The 19085-nt window shown below is 67.8% G+C and carries 12 protein-coding genes; 6 read left to right on the top strand and 6 right to left on the bottom strand.

Features of this window, described 5'->3' with window-relative positions; translation table 11 throughout:
• Window positions 1-552 precede the first annotated feature (552 nt).
• Both AC07U0_RS00785 and trhA read left to right on the top strand, forming a co-directional pair.
• Entirely contained in the window at window positions 553-3981 is a 3429-nt protein-coding gene (locus AC07U0_RS00785; RefSeq protein ID WP_494718132.1) for an autotransporter outer membrane beta-barrel domain-containing protein, read from the top strand.
• 41 nt (window positions 3982-4022) lie between these two features.
• Window positions 4023-4688 carry a PAQR family membrane homeostasis protein TrhA gene (trhA, locus tag AC07U0_RS00780; RefSeq protein WP_494718131.1) on the top strand — a complete coding sequence of 222 codons (666 nt, stop codon included), beginning with the start codon at window positions 4023-4025 and terminating at the stop codon, window positions 4686-4688.
• A 24-nt stretch (window positions 4689-4712) separates the two neighbouring features.
• Here the strand turns inward: trhA and AC07U0_RS00775 are convergent, their stop codons facing one another.
• The 6 genes from AC07U0_RS00775 to AC07U0_RS00750 all read right to left on the bottom strand — a co-directional run bounded on the left by AC07U0_RS00775 (window position 4713) and on the right by AC07U0_RS00750 (window position 14945).
• Entirely contained in the window at window positions 4713-6128 is a 1416-nt protein-coding gene (locus AC07U0_RS00775) for a glycoside hydrolase family 53 protein (protein ID WP_494718130.1), read from the bottom strand.
• A 41-nt stretch (window positions 6129-6169) separates the two neighbouring features.
• Complete coding sequence (locus AC07U0_RS00770; protein WP_494718129.1) at window positions 6170-8800, bottom strand: TonB-dependent receptor; 2631 nt, start codon at window positions 8798-8800, stop codon at window positions 6170-6172.
• 26 nt (window positions 8801-8826) lie between these two features.
• The gene (gene galA, locus AC07U0_RS00765) at window positions 8827-11340 is read right to left on the bottom strand and encodes a beta-galactosidase GalA (protein ID WP_494718128.1); all 2514 of its coding nucleotides are present in this window, start codon (window positions 11338-11340) and stop codon (window positions 8827-8829) included.
• 123 nt (window positions 11341-11463) lie between these two features.
• Window positions 11464-13263: an IlvD/Edd family dehydratase gene (locus tag AC07U0_RS00760; protein ID WP_494718127.1), complete on the bottom strand. Its 1800-nt coding sequence runs from the start codon at window positions 13261-13263 to the stop codon at window positions 11464-11466.
• The gene (locus tag AC07U0_RS00755) at window positions 13263-14012 is read right to left on the bottom strand and encodes an SDR family NAD(P)-dependent oxidoreductase (protein ID WP_494718126.1); all 750 of its coding nucleotides are present in this window, start codon (window positions 14010-14012) and stop codon (window positions 13263-13265) included. The genes AC07U0_RS00760 and AC07U0_RS00755 overlap by 1 nt, the downstream gene beginning before the upstream one ends.
• 162 nt (window positions 14013-14174) lie before the next feature.
• Window positions 14175-14945 carry an IclR family transcriptional regulator gene (locus AC07U0_RS00750; protein ID WP_494718125.1) on the bottom strand — a complete coding sequence of 257 codons (771 nt, stop codon included), beginning with the start codon at window positions 14943-14945 and terminating at the stop codon, window positions 14175-14177.
• Window positions 14946-15117: 172 nt separating this feature from the next.
• Between AC07U0_RS00750 and AC07U0_RS00745 the strand changes: the two genes are divergently transcribed.
• The 4 genes from AC07U0_RS00745 to AC07U0_RS00730 are packed head-to-tail and all read left to right on the top strand — an operon-like array spanning window position 15118 to window position 19085.
• Window positions 15118-16701: a sodium/sugar symporter gene (locus AC07U0_RS00745; RefSeq protein WP_494718124.1), complete on the top strand. Its 1584-nt coding sequence runs from the start codon at window positions 15118-15120 to the stop codon at window positions 16699-16701.
• Between the two features lie 10 nt (window positions 16702-16711).
• Window positions 16712-17587: a 2-dehydro-3-deoxygalactonokinase gene (locus AC07U0_RS00740; protein ID WP_494718123.1), complete on the top strand. Its 876-nt coding sequence runs from the start codon at window positions 16712-16714 to the stop codon at window positions 17585-17587.
• On the top strand, window positions 17584-18225 hold the full coding sequence (locus AC07U0_RS00735) for a 2-dehydro-3-deoxy-6-phosphogalactonate aldolase (protein WP_494718122.1): 642 nt from the start codon (window positions 17584-17586) through the stop codon (window positions 18223-18225). The genes AC07U0_RS00740 and AC07U0_RS00735 overlap by 4 nt, the downstream gene beginning before the upstream one ends.
• Window positions 18225-19085 carry an SMP-30/gluconolactonase/LRE family protein gene (locus AC07U0_RS00730; RefSeq protein WP_494718121.1) on the top strand — a complete coding sequence of 287 codons (861 nt, stop codon included), beginning with the start codon at window positions 18225-18227 and terminating at the stop codon, window positions 19083-19085. The genes AC07U0_RS00735 and AC07U0_RS00730 overlap by 1 nt, the downstream gene beginning before the upstream one ends.

Below are 19085 nucleotides of genomic sequence, written 5' to 3'. Positions count from 1 at the left end.
TACCGCTCTGCGTCGGCTGCGGGCGGACACTAGCGCTTGGCTGACACCGGTGTCTTTACCCAAATTGTTTCAGCTGGGCAGAATGTCGCAGGCGTCGCTCGCGCTCGACCCGGCGCCCGTCCGGAGCAAAAGCTTCGTCCCCTCAGCCGCTTGACCCGTCTCCGGCCCCGTCAGGCGCCCATCGCTCCGCGCGGCTCTATAATGGCGTCGGTTCCGGTCTTTGACATCGCCATCCCGATACCCGCCCTGCGCGCGCCCCTGCACTCAGGATGCACGCGAGTGCAATGACGCGCTCAAAAAATCAGCGCGTAAAACCAGATCTCTAAAGCTGAAACCTCTCACGCCGCATTCGCCATTGCACTTTTTGCACCCGCCTTTTTTGGAGTGCACAGCGTGTCCCCGGCGAAACCTTCGCCGCACTCTCGCCGCATGTCTTTCAACCCGCGCCCGACCTCGGCTCCAGGGCGTCGAAGCGGCAACAATGGCATCCCATAATCGCCATTCCGCCCCCGGAAACAGGTCCTTCTCTCAGACGCCCGGGGCCTTCAGACCATGCTTTCCAGATTCGCCACGGCGGTGGCGCTCGCGCCTCTGGTGCTGGCCTCGACCGCCGAGGCCCAGGTCACCATTTCCGGCGATCGCACGGCGCCCGTCCTGACCTCGACGGTCAACAGCGGCGCGGCCGCGGACCTGACCCTCGCCGACGGCGGCTCCATCGCCGTCGCGACCGGCACGGCCCTGACCGGCGATAGTAACAACACCATTGTCACCGAGAGCGGCTCCAGCATCACGATGGAGGACGCCACCGACGACGTCACCGGCATCCTGCTCAAAGGCGGTCTGACGGGCGACGTGACCCTCGGCGGCGCCGTGTCCATCACCGAGGACTATACCGCCGAGGACGAGGACGAGGACGGCGACATCGACGGGCCCTTCGCCGAAGGCACAGGCCGCTACGGCGTGCGCGTGACCGGCCCCGACGCCCGCACCGGCGACATTACGCTTGAGGACACCGGCTCCATCGTCGTCTACGGCAACGACAGCTACGGCCTGTCGCTCGAGACCAGCCTGATCGGGAACCTCAACCTCTCCGGCTCGGTCTCCGTGCTCGGCGACGACAGCTACGGCGTCCGGCTCCAGGGCGCCGTCTCGGGCGACGTCGTCCTCCCCGAGGGCTCCATCTCGGTCACCGGGGCCAATGCCGTCGGCCTTTCGGTCGAGGGCGATGTGTCCGGCCGGCTGGACATCCAGAACGCCATCACCAGCACGGGCTATCGCTACGCCTCCAGCCCCACCTCCCTGACCGCCTATGACGCCGACGTGGCGGCCCAGATCAAGCTGTCGGACGACACGCTCTATCTGGAGGACCTCGACGCCGACGATCTGCTGCAGGGCGGGGCGGCGGTCCAGGTGAAGGCCAATGTGGCCGGCGGCATCCTGCTTGGCACGGCGCCGACCTGGCTCGACCCGGACGGCGAGGACGGCGACGACGACAAGGACGGGGTCACCAACGGCAATGAGGACGACGACGGCGACGGCGTGATCAACGCCGACGACGACGACCGCGACGGCGACGGCATCCTCGACGCCGATGAGAGCACGGCCTCGCTGGCCAGCTACGGCGGCGCCCCCGCCCTGCTGATCGGATCGGACACGGCGGCCGTGACCATCGGCGCGGTCGGAACGGGCGACGACGCTTATGGCCTGATCAACCAGGGCACGGTGGCGGCTTACGGCGTCTATGACGACGTGGTCACGACCGCGCTCAAGGTCGGCGGACTGGGCGGGGGGACGACCCTGATCGAGGGCGGCATTCGCAACGACGGGACCATCCTCGCCAGCTCAACCGGGGCCGACGCCATGGCCGTGCACCTGGCAGCCGGCGCCGAGGTCCCGACCCTGATCAACAGCGGCAGCATCACAGGCACGGCAACCACCGAGGACGCCGACACCGCCACCGCCATCCAGATCGATCAGGACGCCAACCTGGCGTCCATCGTCAACAGCGGCCAGATCCTCGGCGTTATCTATGGCGAGGCCGGGGACGCGGTCGCCATCCGCGACCTGTCCGGGACCCTGACCAGCCTGACCAACACCGGGACCATCTCCGGCGCCATCGTCGCGACCGACTCGGTCAGCGACACCGACGACGACGACACCGACGCCAGCAACGAGGTCGTGACGGGGCGCGAGATCGCCATCGACCTGTCGGCCAACACCTCGGGCGTGACCATCACCCAGACGGGCGCCCAGACCGACAACCGCTTCACCGACAGCGACGGCGACGGCGTCTATGACGACGTGGACACCGATGACGACGGCGACGGCATCCCTGACGCCCAGGACACCGACGACAACGACGACGACAACGACGGGGTCTACGACGCAGACGAGCCCTATATCTACGGGGCGATCCTGCTGGGCTCGGGCGACGACACCGTCGACATCCAGAACGGCACGGTCGTGGGCGACATCAGCTTCGGCGACGGGGCGGACACCTTCAAGGTCAGCGGCGGCTCCAGCTACACCGGGGTCCTGTCGGACTCCGACGGGCGGCTGGACATCTCGGTCGCCGATGCGACCCTCGACGCCCGCCAGACCGAGGCTCTGAACATCACCTCCCTGACCGTCGGCTCGGGCGGCGAGCTGGTCGCCAATATCGACCCCCTGACCCACGCGGCGGGCGGCTTCAACGTCTCGGGCGCGGCGAGCTTCGCCGACGGCTCGACCCTCAGCCTGCACCTGACCTCCCTGGTGGAGGACGCGGAGCGCTACACCCTGGTCAAGGCCGGTAGCCTGACTTACGGCGACGTCACGGGCAGCGGCCTGACCGGCAGCAGCCCCTATATGGTCGTCGCGGCGTTCGGGGCCGACACCACGGCCGGCGAGGTCTATGTCGACGTGCGTCGCCGGACCACGACCGAGATGACCCTGTCGACCAACGAGGCCTCGGCCTACGACGCCTTCTACTCGGCCCTGAGCCGGGACGACGACGTCATGAGCGCCTTCCTCGCGACCACCGATCGCGAGGACTTCATGAACCTGTACGAGCAGACCCTGCCGGACCATTCGGGCGGGACGCTGATGTCGCTCTACAGCGGCGTCGACGCCGTCACCCAGGCCCTGGCCAACCGCAACACCTCCGCCGAGGTCGGCTCCACCAGTGGCTGGATGCAGGAGATCAACTTCTACGCCGACAAGGACAAGACAGAGAGCTACGGCTACCGCACCGAGGGCTTCGCGGTCGCCGGCGGGCTGGAGAAGGTGTCCAAGGTGGGCGCGCTCGGCGTCTCCCTGGCCATGACCTCGTCGGACATCGAGGACCCCGAGTCGGAGGCCGAGGAGGTGCTGTCGGCCAGCCTGATCGAGCTGGGCGCCTACTGGCGGGCCCAGGGGCATGGCTGGACCGGCTGGGCGCGGGCGGCGGCGGGCTATGCGACCTTCAAGTCCACGCGGACGCTGGTGGGCGACGACCTCTACCTGTCCAACACCGCCGACTGGAACGGCTATACGCTCTCGGCGGCGGCGGGCGTCGCCTATGAGCACCGCTTCGGCCGGCTGAGCCTGAGGCCAGAGCTCTATGCCGAGACCTTTAGCCTGACCGAGGGTTCGCGCACCGAGAGCGGCGGCGGCGACGCCTTTGACCTGATCGTGGACGGCCGCGAAGGCTCGATCTCCAGCGCCACGGCGGCGGTGCGGATCGGCTATGGCTTCGGCCAGGACGGCTTCATCCGGCCCGAGCTCAAGCTCGGCTGGAAGCAGATCCTCGCCTCCGACGGCGGGGAGACCCTCGCCCGCTATGCCTCGGGCGGCTCGGAGTTCAGCCTGATCAGCGACGTGGTCACCGGCGGCGGCCCCATCGCCGGCCTCGGCCTGACCATCGCCAATGAGCTGGGCTCCTTCAGCGTCACGGGCGACGCCCAACTGCTGGAGGACTACGTTCGCTACAGCCTGCTGCTCCAGGCGACGTTCCGGTTCTGAAGCCTCATTCTCGCCGCGTGAGTCCGTGCTACAGTGCGGCCATGAGCCAGACCCCGTTCCCGCCGAGGCACTATCCCACGTCGCGCGCCAAGTGCGCGGATCTGGTGGTGCACATCTCCGGCCTGGCCTTCGCCCTGTTCGGGGGCGGCGTGCTGCTGGGGCTGTCGGTGGCGCGCGGTGACGTCGGCCTGGTGGTCGCGGTCAGCGTCTACGCCCTCGGCATGCTGGCCATGCTGGGCTTCTCGACCGCCTACAACTTCGCCAAGCCGCAGTGGCGGCCTTTGCTGCGCCGGCTGGACCATGCGGGCATCTTCCTGATGATCGCCGGCTCCTACACCCCCTTCACGACCCACAACCTGACCGGCGCCTGGGCCTGGGCCATGACCGGCGCCGTCTGGGGGCTGGCGATGCTGGGCGCCCTGGGCAAGCTGTTCCTGCCGGGCGTGGGCAAGAAGCTGTGGGTGGTGATCTACGTCGCCCTGAGCTGGCTGGTGGTCATCGCCTTCAAGCCCATGGTCGCCCACGGCTCATGGATCGCCCTGCTACTGCTGGCCATCGGCGGCGCCCTCTACATGTCCGGCGCGGTCTTCTATGTGCGCAAGAAGCTGGGCTGGTTCCGGGCTATCTGGCACGGCCACGTCGTCGCCGCCGCCAGCGTGCACTGGGCCGCCGTCCTCGTCGGCGTGGTGCTGGCGACCAGCCACTAGCCGCCAGCCACTCTCGCAGACAGCCTAGCGGTCGCCGACCGTATAGCTGGCGTTCAGGCCGTCCGCGGCGACGTGGGCCTCGACCATCTTGCCGCCGTCGAGCAGGCCGTGATCGAACGGACGCCGGTCGAAGACCTGGAACCTGATGTCCGTGTCCGGCCGGGTGGTCGTCGTGTAGCGGTAGAGAGTCGGGTCCGAGGCGTCGGGCGCCAGCCGGGCGATGATCTCGTTCGAGCCGAGGAAGTCGCCCCACAACCACAGGGGACCGGTCTGACCCGCCGGCCGGCGGATCGTCAGGGTGATCGGCGCGGGCTCCTGATAGGTCGCCTGGGCGAAGGTCGCGGCCGGGGTCGGCTCATTGCCGTTGCGCCAGTCGAACCAGGTCGAGTTCTCCCAGTTCGAGCCCTGGCCCCAGCGGGTCGAGCAGTTGGTCGAGACCCAGGCCGGCTCCCAGTAGACCACGCCGACGCCGCCCGCGAACTTCACCCGCTGGGTCAGGTCGATCATATACCGGCGCTGCCCCTCATAGGTCGCCGGATAGCCGGGCAAGAGGGAGTCCTCGCCCAGCAGGTTGGGCGAGTTGTCGGCCGAGTCCGTTGTGAAGGGATAGGCGGTCTCGACCACCACCACCTCGGCCGGATAGCGGTGGCGCAGACGGTTGATGGTCTGCTCCAGACCGGTCAGATCGCGCGTCGACCATTTGCGGTAGTAGCTGACGCCGATCAGGTCGAAGTCGGTGACGCCGTGGGCCCAGGCGGCCGCGAACCAGGGCTCGACGTTCTCGGGCTGGGCGATGTGCAGCATGACCAGCGGCTGGATCTTCGACTGGGCGCCTGCATCGCGGACGGCCTTGATTCCGGCGTTGAGCAGGGCGGCGTTGCGGTCCCAGTTGATCCCGGCGTGGGTGGTCTTCCAGTCCGCCTCGCCCATCAGTTCGGGGTTGGTCTCGTTGCCGACCTGGACCTGATCCGGCATCAGCCCCTCGGCGTCGAGGGTGCGCAGGGTCTGGAAGGTGTAGTCGTAGACGGCCTGCGACAGGGCAGGGACGTTGTCGCGGATGTCTCGCCAGGCGGCGGGCACAATCTGCTTGTCGCCGTCGGCCCAGTCGTCGGAATAGTGGAAGTCGAGCAGGACCTCCATGCCGGCGGCGCGGGCGCGGCGGATGGTCTCGCGGGCGTCGTCGAGGTCGCTGTACTTCGTCCAGTCGGCGTTATGCCAGATGCGCACGCGGACGAGGTTGGTGCCGAGCTCGGCGAACAGCTGGTAGGGATCGCGGGCCTGGCCGTCCTTGCGATAGACGGCGCCGCAGTCTTCCATCTCGTTCACATAGGACAGGTCGGCGCCGAAGTAGAAGGGCGCCGGTCGGCCCGCCTCCTGCGCCTGCGCGGGCAGGGCGAGGAGGGCGGCGAGAGCGGAAAGAGCTAAACGGCGGATCGTCATTCTCCGGAGTTGAGAGGCAAGGGGGCCAGGCCGCACGGGTTCTAGTAGCGGAAGGTGGCGTCGAGGCTGAAGCGACGGCCGAAGCGCGTCTGGCTGGCCAGACGGTTCGCGTCGTTGTCGTAGTGAACCCGGACCTCCTCATCCGTCAGGTTGCTGGCCTGGAAGCGGAAGCCGACATTGCTGGTCAGCTGGTAGGAGGCGCTGAAGTCCAGCGTGGCCTCGCTTTCGAGCGTCCGCAGGGCCGAGCCGTCCCAGCCGGTGATGACGGTGAACGGGCTGTGGTACTTGTAGCCCAGACGGCTCTCCAGCTTGCCGTCCGAGTACCAGAGGTCGACCGTCGCCGTCTCCTTGGCCAGACCCGTGGACTCCAGCGGGTTGTTGGCCGGGTAGAACTCCTTCACGTCCGAATGGACGTAGGCGAAGTTGGCGTAGATGCCGAAGTTCTGGAGCGCCGGGACGAAGCTGAACGGGGTCTGGAAGGTGAACTCGGCGCCGCTGATGCCGCCGCCGTCGCCGTTGAACGGGCCGGTGACGTTATAGGTCACGCCGCCGATGCTGACCGGCTGGGTCGAATAGCCGATGTGGGTCTCGACGTCCTTGTAGTAGACGGCCGCGGCGAACAGGGCCTCGGGCGCGAAGTAGAACTCGTAGGACAGGTCGACCTGGTTGGCGATGTAGGGCTTCAACAGCGGGTTGCCGGCCGAGCCCGTGGGCGGCGGGGTGGTGTTGTAGAGCGTCCGGCCGGCGCGCAGCTCGTCCAGCGGCGGACGGGCCATGGTGCGGGCCAGGCCGAAGCGCAGTTGCTGACCTTCGGCGAGCGACAGGGTCAGGTTCAGGCTGGGCAGCAGCTGGAAGTAGTCGTTGTCGATGTTGATCGGCGTCAGGGCGCCGCCGTTGACGGACTCATAGCCGTGGCTGGTGGTGTCGACCTGGACGGCGCGCATGCCGACGTTGCCGGTGACGGGCAGGCCCATGAGGCCGCCGGCGAACTTCATCTTCACATAGGCTTCGGCGACCGTCTCATCGACGCCCCAGCCCGACGCGGTGTCGGTGCTGTTGGCCGGCTGGACGAAGCCGCCGATGGCGGCCTTGGCCACGGCGTCGAAGTCGCCGTTGATGAAGGAAGGGGTGTCGAAGTCCGAGACCTTGAAGCTGGTCAGGATGCTGGCCGGCAGGGTCGCGATGATCGGCGCCTGGGTCCAGAAGGTCCGCGTATACTCCTTCGTGCGGTCCGTCAGGCGGCCGCCGAACGAGATCTCGGTCACGCCGGTGTCGCCGCTGTAGTGCGAGACGTCGAAGCGGGCGGTGGTCAGTTCGTCCGACAGATTGCCGCCGTCCGCCTGGGCCGGGCGATAGCTCTGCAGCGGCTGATAGGAGACGTCGCCGGTGTCATAGCTGGCGTAGGCCGACGGCGTCCGGCCGGGCGTCATGTCGACGCCGGCCATGGCTGGATACTGTTCGGTGAAGATGGCGCGCCACATGTTCTCGCGCTCGGCCTTGGAGTAGGCGAGGTCGCCGGTCAGGGTCCAGTCGCCCGAGGTCCACTTGCCGTTCAGGCCGGTGGCGAACAGGGTCTTGTCCTCGGTGTATTTGGCGATGACGTTGGTGACGGAGGCGTAGGGCAGGCGCGCCGCGACCACGGTGTTGTTGATGATGGTGTAGGAGGCCGTCGGGTCGCCGTAGGCCCAGGCGGAGCTGCCGCCATAGTTCCCGTAAGCGCCGTTGTTGCCGTACCAGATCTGGTTCTGGTCCTCGTCGATCTTGATGTCCGAATAGAGGACGTCGAGGTTCAGTTCGAACTGGTCGGACGGCTTCCACTGCAGGGCGCCGTTCACGCCGTTGCGGGTCTCGGTCAGGCGCTTGACCTGGGTCTGGGCGCCCCAGAAGGTCGCGTCCAGATCGCCGTCGCCATCGACGTCGCCGGCCGAGCCGCCGGTCGCGGCGTCGTTCCAGCCCCAGCCCTCGAAGGTCGAGTAGCCGTTCTTCTGGACCTGATGGGTCGCGCCGAGGGCGACGCCCAGGGTGTCCGAGACCGGGTGGGTGACGTTGGCGCTCAGACGATAGCCGGTCGGGTCATAGTCGGGCAGGTCCTTGCCCGCGTCGTAATAGACTGCGCCGGCGGTGCCGACGAAGGCCGGGCCGCGATAGTCGAGCGGGCGCACGGTGCGGATGTCGATGGTGCCGGCGATGCCGCCCGAGACCAGATCGGCCGACTGCGACTTGTAGACCTGGACACCCGAGACGATCTCGGACGGATAGATCTCCCAGCGGATGTTGCGATCGGGCTCGGACGAGGCGACCTCGCGGCCGTTGACGAGGCCGAGGACGAGGCGCGGACCGAGGCCCCGGATGGCGGCCTGGCTCTGATTGCCGCGGTCGCGCGTGCCGTTGATGCCGGGCAGGCGCACCAGCTCCTCGGCGATGGTCACGTTCGGCAGCTGGCCGATGTCCTGCGAGGAGATGGCCTCGATGACGAGGTCGGAATTGCGCTTCACCCCGATGGCGCTGCGCAGCGAGCCGCGGATGCCGGTGACGACGACTTCGTCGACCTGGGCGGCGTCATCCGTCTGGGCCGGAGCCGGGGCGGTCTGGGCGAAAGCCGGCGCGGCGGCGGTGAACAAGGCGGCGGCGGAGACGCCGGCTGCGATGAGGGTCTTTCTCTTGATGGTCATGGTGTCCTCCCCTGTGTCGCCTGATTTCAGGTCGATTGTCTGATGGCGGTGGCGTCGAGCCGCAGGACGGCGGGGCGGAGGCCCTCGGCGCGTGCGGTGACGGTGATGGCGCCGCCCGTGCGGCCGGCTTGCAGAATGGCCTGGGCCAGTCCGTTGAAGAGTTTGCGGCGGTCGGCGCGGTCGGCCTCGTGGCTGACCGGATTGCCGTTGCCGACGCCGATGACCCGCGCGTCGCCCGAGACCTCGAACACGACCAGATCGTCGGCGCGCGGGCAGGGACGGCCACGGCGATCGACCACGCTCGCGGTGATCATGCCCACGTCCTCGCCGTCGGCCTTGAGGGCGCTGCGGTCCACGGACAGGGTCAGGGCGGCGGGGGCGGCGGCGGTCTTGCGGCGTTGGGTCGCGACCAGACGGCCGTTCTTCCAGCCGCGCGCCTCCAGCACGCCGGGAGCGTAGGGGACCATCCAGGCCAGATGGCGGTTGGCGACGACGTCCTTGGATCCGACCAAGCGGCCGTTCAGGAACAGCTCGACGCGGTCGAGATTGGAATGGACCCAGACCTCGACGTCCTGGCCCTCGCGGCCTTCCCAGTTCCAGTGCGGGAACAGGTGCAGCAGGGGCTCGGGCCGCCACCAGGCGCGGTAGTACCAGAAATTGTCCTTCGGGAAGCCGCAGGAGTCCATGGCGCCGAAGTAGGAACCGACGCTGGGCCAGCGGGCGTAGGGGGTGGGCTCGCCGCGATAGTCGAAGCCGGTCCAGATGAAGCCGCCCGCGATGTAGGGGCGCTCCGCCGCGATGGTCCACCATTCCTCGGCGGTCGAGGCCCACCAGGGGTGTTCGCGGTCATAGGCGGGGACGATGTGGCCCGGGACGTCCAGAACGTATTCGCCACGGGTCGAGACGGTGCTGCCGGTCTCCGTGCCCATGACCGGCTGGTCCGGGAAGCGGGCGTGATAGCCCTCCATCTGGGGCGTGCGGTAGTTGAAGCCGAGGATGTCGACGACGCGAGAGACGCCGGTGTCGAAGTCCTGGTCCTTGGCCGCCGTGACCGGACGCGAAGGGTCCAGCCGGTTGACCATCCGCTTCATGGTCCGGGCGACGGCAGCGCCGACCTCGGTGCCCTGGATGGCCTGTTCCTCATTGCCGATCGACCAGGCGATGACGGAGGGGCGGTTGCGGTCGCGGCGGACGAGCGTGGCCAGTTCCTTCATCGACTCTTCGTCGGAGGACATGCGTCGGGTCTCGGCGATGACCAGCATGCCCAGCCGGTCGCAGGCGTCCATCAGCTCAGGCGTCGCCGGATTGTGCGAGGCGCGATAGGCGTTGCAGCCCATGGCCTTGAGCTGAAGAATCCGCCAGTCCTGCAGCGCGTCCGGGATGGCCGCGCCGACGCCGGCGTGGTCCTGATGGCAGCAGGCGCCGAGCAGCTTCAGCGGCTCGCCGTTCAGCAGGAAGCCGTGCTTCGCGTCGAAGACGGCCGAGCGGACGCCGAAAGCGGTTTCGGTGCGATCCACGACCACGCCGTCGACCTCGACCTCGGCAGTCAGACGGTGCAGCTGCGGGTCGGCGGGCGACCACAGCGGGGCGGTAGGCCAGCGCAGCTCGGCCTCGACCTTGCCGTCGCTCCAGCCCTCGAGCGCGAGGGGCTTCTCGGCGCAGGTCAGTTCCAGGCCGTTGGGTGCGGAAACGATCGTTCGGACGGTGACGTTGCGCGCGGCGTCGGCCTGGTTGCGGACGGCGACCTCGACCTTGCCGATGGCGCCGGAGCCACGCGGCTCGGACTGGATGAAGGCGCCGTTGGGGGCGATGTGCAGCGGGGCGGTCGCGGTCAGCCAGACATGGCGATACAGGCCCGCGCCTTCGTAGAACCAGCCTTCGCCGAGGCTGGCGTCGACGCGCACGACCAGCCAGTTGGCCTCGCCGGGCTTCGCGACGTCGGTGATGTCGATGGTGAAAGGCGTGTAGCCGCCGTCGTGCTCGTCGACGATGATCCCGTTCAGGAAGACGACCACATCGCGGAAGGCGCCGTCGAACTCGAGGCCCAGCCGCTGGCCGGCCCAGTCCGCCGGGATGTCCAGCTTGCGGCGATACCAGCCGACGCTGTTCTCCGGGTGATCGCGGCCGAGGGCCTTGAAGCCGTGGGCGGCGCGGGGATCGTCCTGATCGTCCTTGAAGCCGCCGGGACCCGGATCGTAGGGCAGGTCGATGGCCCAGTCGTGCGGGACCTGAACCGTCGCCCAGTCGGAATCGTCGAAACCGGCGAGGGCGGCCAGGGCGATGGGCGAGCTCTCCGAGCCGCCGGTCTTGGCATAGGTCCGCTGATCGCGGCCGAAGCCGAAATCCTTGTCCATGTCAGCGGCGTGACCGAGCGCATGCTTCCAGTCGAAGGCCAGCTTTACACGGCGACGCGCGGCGGGGGTTTCGGCGGCGGCTGAGGCGGCGGGAAGGGCGAAGGACGAAGCGACAGCCAGAACGCCCGCGCCCTGCATCAGGACGCGGCGATCAACCACGGTCGACTGTGAAACCTCGCGCTTCAACGCAGCGCCTCCCTGATGTGCTCAGGCCTGTTCCCGACCTCTTGCAGTCAGGAAACCGCCGAGCGGAACTTCTGTCAATAAAATAATTTTCATATGCGACGCGAGGCGTCGTGAAAATCGCCGTCAGTGGCTGTCGCGAGGCAGGCCCAGGGTGTCGATGATGCGGTGGTATTTCACCGCCGGTTCGAGCACGGCGCCGGTCTCCAACTGACCGACCATCGACCGCTGGATTTCCTGCCAGGGCGTCTGGGAGGCGGGGTAGGCGTAACCGCCCCCCGCCTTGAGCGCCTCGCGCCGCTCCGCCAGCTCGGCATCGGGGATCAGGATGTCGGCCCGGCCGGTGTTCAGATCGATGCGCACCCGGTCGCCCGTCTCGATCAGGGCGATGTTGCCGCCCGCCGCCGCCTCGGGCGAGGCGTTCAGGATGGAGGGGCTGCCGGAGGTGCCCGACTGGCGTCCGTCGCCAATGCAGGCCAGCGCCGTGATGCCCTGTTTGATCAGGTGTGCGGGCGGCCGCATGTTCACGACCTCGGCCGCGCCCGGATAGCCGATGGGACCGGCGCCGCGCATGACCAGCAGGGTGTGTTCGGTGATCCCGGTGGCCGGGTCGTCGATGCGGTGGTGATAGTCCTCGGGCCCGTCGAACACGACCACGGGGCCCTCGAAGGCGTTGAGGTCGTCCGGGTTGGACAGATACCGATCCCGGAACTCGGGTGAGATGACGCTGAGCTTCATGATCGCCGAGTTGAACAGGCTGCCGCTCAGGATGACGAAGCCGGCGTCGGTCTTGAGCGCCGTGTCGAAGGTGCGGATGACGTCGGGCAGGACGATCTCGGCGTCCTTGCAATTCTCGCCCATGGTCTTGCCGTTGACGGTCAGGGCGTCCTCGTGGATCAGCCCCTGTCGCATCAGCTCGGCGACCACGGCGGGGACGCCGCCCGCCTGGTGATAGTCCTCGCCCAGATAGGCGCCGGCGGGCTGGAGATTGACCAGCAGGGGCACGTGCAGCCCCTTGGTCTGCCAGTCTTCCAACGGCACATCGACGTGGGCGTGACGCGCCAGGGCCGTCAGGTGGATCGGGGCGTTGGTGGAGCCACCGATGGCCGAGTTGACCACGATGGCGTTGTGGAAAGCCTCTTTGGTGAGAATGTCCGAGGGCTTCAGATCCTCGCGGACCATGTCGACGATGCGCCGGCCGGTCTCATAGGCGACCTGGGCCCGCTCGCGGTAGGGCGCCGGAATGGCGGCCGAGCCGGGCAGGGACATGCCCAAGGCCTCGGCCAGCGAGTTCATGGTCGTCGCCGTGCCCATGGTGTTGCAGTATCCGACCGACGGCGCCGAGGTGGCGACCAGGTCGATGAAGCCTTCGTAGTCGAGGTCGCCGCGCGCCATCATCTCGCGCGCCTTCCAGATGATGGTGCCCGAGCCGGTGCGCTCGCCGCGGTGCCAGCCGTTCAGCATCGGACCGACCGACAGGGCGATGGCGGGCATGTCCACGGTCGCGGCGGCCATCAGACAGGCCGGGGTGGTCTTGTCGCAGCCGATGGTCAGGACAACCCCGTCCAGCGGATAGCCGTAGAGGCTCTCGACCAGACCGAGGTAGGCCAGGTTGCGATCCAGACCGGCGGTGGGCCGTTTGCCGGTTTCCTGAATCGGATGGACCGGGAACTCCATACAGATGCCGCCGGCCTCGCGGATGCCCTCGCGGACCCGCTTGGCCAGTTCGATGTGGTGGCGGTTGCAGGGGCTGAGGTCGGAGCCGGTCTGGGCGATGCCGATGATCGGCTTGTCGGACTGCAGCTCCTCGCGGGTCAGGCCGTAGTTCAGGTAGCGCTCCAGATAGAGGGCGGTCATGTCCGGGTTGTCCGGATTGTTGAACCAGGCGCGCGACCGCAGCGGCTTCTTCAGGGGCTTCACGGTCATCAGTTCCAGCCGCCGTCGACGATGTAGTGCTGATTGGTGATGGCGCCGGCCTCGTCGGAGCTCATGAAGACCGCGACCCTGGCGATATCGTCGGGGACGAGGCGGCGCTTCAGGCACTGGTTCTCGTAGATGCTCTTCTCGGTCTCGGGCGTGACCCAGAGCTCGAGCTGGCGCTCGGTCATGATCCAGCCGGGGGCGATGGCGTTCACCCGCACGCCGAACTCGCCGAAGTCGCGGGCGAGGGAGCGGGTCAGGCCGATGACCGCGGACTTTGATGCGGTGTAGGCCGGCATGCCGCCTTGGCCGATGACCCAGGAGGTCGAACCCATGTTGATGATCGAGCCCTTGCCGGTCGCCTGCATGTCGGGGAGCACGGCCTGGGCGGCGAAGAACTGGTGCTTCAGGTTCACGGCCATGCGGCCGTCCCAGTAGTCCTCGGTGACTTCGAGCGTGGCGTGGCGTTCGTCGTGGGCGGCGTTGTTGATCAGGACGTCGATCGGACCGAAGGCGTCGCGCACCGTCTGGATCGCGGCCTTGAGCGCCGGGATGTCGGTCAGGTCGCAGCGGACAAAGCGGGCATCGGCGCCGAGCTCGGCCTCCAGCCGTTCGCCGCGCGCCACATCGATATCGAGGAAGCCGACCTTCGCTTTCTGGGCCATGAAGGACCGGGTGATGGCCTCGCCGATGCCGCCGGCCCCGCCGGTGACGATGACGACCTTGCCGGCCAGGTCAGGATAGATCGCGCCCATGTCGTTTCCCTGCTGCCGGGAGCGATCTCCGCGGCGTCTTTGATGCTTTCATCAATGAAAGCGATATTGCAGGCAAAAATGACGATGCGTCACCGCCAAGTCAACGGCGGTTACGGAATATGAGGCCCAACCGTCTGATCGGGCCCCGGAATCAGGCCCCGGTCAGGCTTGCGACATGGCCGACATCTCGGCCGAGATGGCTTTCACGGCGGCCTGCAGGTGCTCGAGCGAGGCGTCGATATCGCAGGCCGCGCCGGCGTGCTGGATATAGGGGGTGATCAGGGTGGCGATGACGCTGTCCGCGCCCATGATCGGCGCGACGAGGTCGGTGACGCCCATGACGAAGTCGCTGGCGCGGCGGACATAGCCCTGGGCGCCAGCCGCCTCGGCGTCGGCGTAGTAGCGGGCCAGACGGTCGGCCGGATACAGGGGCTCCAGCCGCGCCTTCAGCGCCGCCTGGGTCCGGTCCGAGGCGCAGCCGTAGAAGAGCAGGCCCGAGGAGGCGTCGATAATGCTGCGGCGGTAGCCCAGCCGCACGGAATAGCCGAGGTCGCCGGGGCTCTCGATGCGGGCGATGACCACGATCTGGTCTTCCGTCGGGACGACGAGGTGGCAGGACTGGACGGTGTCGCGCGCCAGATCCCGCATGATCGGCAGGGCGCCCTCGGTCAGGGACTTCACCGGCGCCTGGGTCATGCCCAGCGAGAACAGGCGGTTGGTCGGGCGATAACCGTCGGGCGTGGCCTCGATATAGTGCCGGAACTCCAGCACCTGGATCATGCGGAACAGTTCGCTGACCGACCGGCCCAGCTCCACCGACATCTGCGACGGCGTCATCGGACGGCCGTGAGACGACAGCAGCTCAAGCACGTCCAGCCCCTTTTCCAGAGCCGGGGCGCGGTATTTGCGATCCGACTCGTCCTGCATGGTCATCGAGAATCCTCCTGACGTCAGCCTAGGCCGGAGCCGTCGGTCTGGCCAGAATCATTGTGATCACCAATGAAATGTAGCGCCAGATATAAAAATCAGGTGGACGACTTTCGACCCTTGGCCTAGCGTCTCCGCCCACAGCGTCGAAGAACGACAGCCCTTGGGGGGACTCCGCGTGAAACTTGCAGTCATAGATCTGGTCATCCTGGCGATCTACGCCGTGGCGATCTTCGGCCTGGCCCAGTGGGTCTCTCGCGACAAGTCGGGGGCCAAGAAGACCTCCACCGACTATTTCCTGGCCTCCAAGAACCTGCCCTGGTGGGCCATCGGCGCCTCGCTGATCGCGGCCAACATCTCGGCCGAACAGATCATCGGCATGAGCGGCTCGGGCTATGTGATCGGCCTTGGCATCGCCTCCTATGAGTGGATGGCGGCGCTGACCCTGCTGATCGTCGGCAAGTTCTTCCTGCCGATCTTCCTGCGCAACGAGATCGTGACGATGCCGCAGTTCCTGCAGCAGCGGTACGGCCCGACGATCCGCAACGTCATGGCCGTCTTCTGGCTGCTGCTCTACGTCTTCGTGAACGTGACCTCGATCCTGTGGCTGGGCTCCATCGCCGTGACCACGGTGACCGGCATCGACCAGAACCTGGCCATCGTCTGCATCGCCGTCTTCGCCCTGGCCTATCAGCTGTGGGGCGGTCTGAAGGCCGTGGCCCTGACCGACATCGTGCAGGTAGCCCTGCTGGTCGCCGGCGGCCTGATCATCGGCTTCATCGCCCTGAACCACATCGCCGACAGCACTGGTGGATCCGGCGTCGTCGACGGTTTCGCGACCCTCGTGCATCGCTTCCCCGAGAAGTTCGACATGATCCTGTCCAGGGACAATCCGCACTATCAGCAGCTGCCGGGCATCGCCGTGCTGCTGGGCGGCCTATGGGTCATGAACATCAGCTACTGGGGCTTCAATCAGTACATCATCCAGCGCGCCCTGGCGGCCAAGTCGCTGCCTGAGGCCCAGAAGGGCATCGCCTTCGCGGCCTATCTGAAGCTGCTGATGCCGGTGATCATCGTGCTGCCGGGTCTGGCGGCCCTGATCATCGCGCCGGGTCTGGCCAAGCCGGACGAGGCCTATCCGACGATGATGAACCTGCTGCCGACCGGGCTGAAGGGTCTGGTCTTCGCCGCCCTGATCGCCGCCATCGTCGCCTCGCTGGCGTCCAAGGTGAACTCGATCTCGACCATCTTCACCCTGGACCTCTACGCCAAGGTCAGGAAGGACGTGTCCGAGCAGAATCTGGTGCTGGTCGGCCGCGTCGCCGCCGTCGTGGCCATGATCATCGGTGTCCTGACCGCCCGCCCGCTGCTGGGCTCGGCGGATCAGGCCTTCCAGTTCATTCAGGAGTTCACCGGCTTCTTCACCCCCGGCATTGTGGTCATCTTCATGCTGGGCCTGTTCTGGAAGCGAGCCTCCGAGGCCGGCGCCCTGACGGCGGCGGTCGGGTCGGTGGTGCTATCGGCCGTCTTCTGGTGGCTGCAGGACACCGGCCAGTTCATCTTCCCCTTCATGAACCGGGTCGGCGTCGTCTTCGTCGCTTCGCTGGTCGCCGCCGTGGTCGTATCCCTGCTGGTCCCGGCCAAGCCCGACGCCATGAAGATCAAGCTGGACAACATCACCTACAAGACGACGCTGGGCTTCAACCTGGCCGCGGTGGGCGTCATCGCCTTCCTGATCGCCGTCTACACGATCTGGTGGTAGCGGCAGGCTCATGACGGAACTGATTGGGGTCGATTGGGGCACCAGCAATCTGCGTGTCATGCGCCTTGGCGCGGACGGGGAGGTGCTGGATCGCCGGGTCGATCCGCGCGGGGCGGGGCGGCTGACGTCCGACGCCTTCGCCGGGGTGCTGGACGAGGTCGCGGGCGACTGGTTGGGCGCAGCGCCCGTCCTGATCGCCGGCATGGCGGGGTCGCGTCAGGGCTGGCTGGAGGCGCCCTATGTCTTCTGCCCGGCCGACGCGAGCGGGCTGGCGGCGCAGCTGGCCCGTCCGGTCGCCGACCGGGACATCCGCATCGTTCCGGGCGTCGCCCTGACGCCGCAAGGTCTGGGCGACGTCATGCGCGGCGAGGAGACCCAGGCCTTGGGTCTGTTTGAGCCGGGCGAGAGCGGGCTGATGGTCGCGCCGGGCACCCACTGCAAATGGATCCGGGTCGAGGGCGGCGCCATCACGGGCTTCCGAACCTTCCTGACCGGAGAACTGTTCGCAGCCGTGCGCGAGGCGACCCTGATCGGGCGCGGCATGGGTCAGCCGGGTGGGAATGACGCGGCCTTTGACGACGGCGTGCGTCTGGCCCTGTCGGATCCGGCGGTCACCGCCCATCTGTTCAACATCCGCGTGCGAACTCTCGCGGGCGAACTCGACCCGGACGGCGCGGTGGACTTCCTGTCGGGCCTGCTGATCGGCGCCGAACTGGCCGCCGAGGCCGCGGATCGGGAAAGCCCCGTGCGTGTCGTCGGCGAGGAACAGGTCGCGGCCCGCTATGAGCGCGCTCTGGCCCTGGCCGGGTTCGCGCATGTCAGCCGGGTGTCGGGCGAAGTCGCCGTGGCGCGCGGTCTCTATCGAATCTGGAAGGCCCTGCCATGACCCTGACTGTTCAGTCCGCCCTCGATGTCCTGCCTCTGGTCGCCATCCTGCGCGGCCTGACGCCGGAGGAGGCGGTCGGCGTCGGCGAGGCCTTGGTCGAGGCCGGCTTCACCTGTCTGGAGGTGCCGCTGAACTCGCCGCGCCCGCTGGAGAGCATCCGCTTGCTGCGCGACGCGCTGGACGGCCGGGCGGTGGTCGGGGCCGGCACCGTCCTGACCCCTCAGGCGGCCGAGGAGGTCGCCGGCGCCGGCGGCCAGCTGATCATCTCGCCCAATATCAATCCGCGCGTCATCGAACGGACGAAGGCCTTGGGCCTGTTCTCCATGCCCGGCTTCTTCACCCCGACGGAAGCCTTCGCGGCGCTGGAGGCGGGCGCTGATGTGCTGAAGCTCTTCCCGGCCGAACTGGCGGGGCCCGGGGCGGTCAAGGCGGTCAAGGCGGTCCTGCCAAAGGGCCAGCCCCTCTATGCGGTCGGCGGCGTCGATCCGGCGAACATGGCCGGCTGGCGGGCGGCGGGAGCGGACGGCTTCGGCATTGGCTCAGCCTTGTACAAGCCCGGTCGGGCCGCTAGCGAGGTCGGCGCTGTCGCCCGCGCCTTCGTCGGCGCCTGGAGCGTGTCCTGGAGCCCGTCCGCCTGATGACCGCCGAAGTCGAACTGATCTGGGATCTGGGCGCCGAGCTGGGGGAGGGGCCCGTCTGGGATGCGGCCCGCTCCTGCCTGTGGTTCGTCGACATCAAGGGACGGCGTCTGCATCGCTATACGCCTGCGACCGGCGACAAGAGCTCATGGGATACGCCCGACCAGACCGGTTTCGCCCTGCCGGCCGAGGACGGCTCGCTGATCTGCGGTGTGCGTGGCGGCCTGCACCGGTTCGATCCGGCGACCGGTGGTTTCACCCTGATCCTGCCGGTCGAGGAAGACCGGCCGCAGAACCGGCTGAACGACGGCTTCGTCGCCCCGGACGGCTCGCTGTGGTTCGGGTCGATGGACGATTCAGAAGAACAGAAGACCGGCGCCCTGTATCGCTGGTTCGAAGGCGAGCTGGTCCGCCATGACGACGGCTATGGGGTCACCAACGGCCCGTGTCTGAGCCCCGACGGCAAGACCCTTTATCACCACGATACGCTGGCGAAGACTGTGCTGGCCTTCGATCATGAGGCAGGCGTGCTGTCCAACCGGCGGGTCTTCGCGGTGATGGAGGACGGCTATTGCGACGGGCCCTCGATGCGCGCCGACGGGGTGCTGCACGTCGGCCTGTTCAACGGCTGGGGCGTGGCCCTGTATTCGCCGGAGGGCGAGCGCATCGGCAAGATCTCGACGCCGGTGCAGACGGTGACCAAGGCGGCTTTTGGCGGCCCGGACCTGCGGGACCTCTATATGACCACGGCCTGGCTGGGGAATGCGGACAAACGGGCCGAGCAGCCGACGCTGGGCGGTCTGTATCGGGTGCGGGTCGAGACGCCGGGACTGCCGCAGAACCTGATCCGTCTGCCGTAA

This window comes from Brevundimonas sp. GW821-FHT02A10 (genome assembly GCF_059422025.1).
The sequence above is the reverse complement of the archived record's forward strand: the minus strand, read 5'-3'. Positions and strand labels throughout refer to the sequence as shown.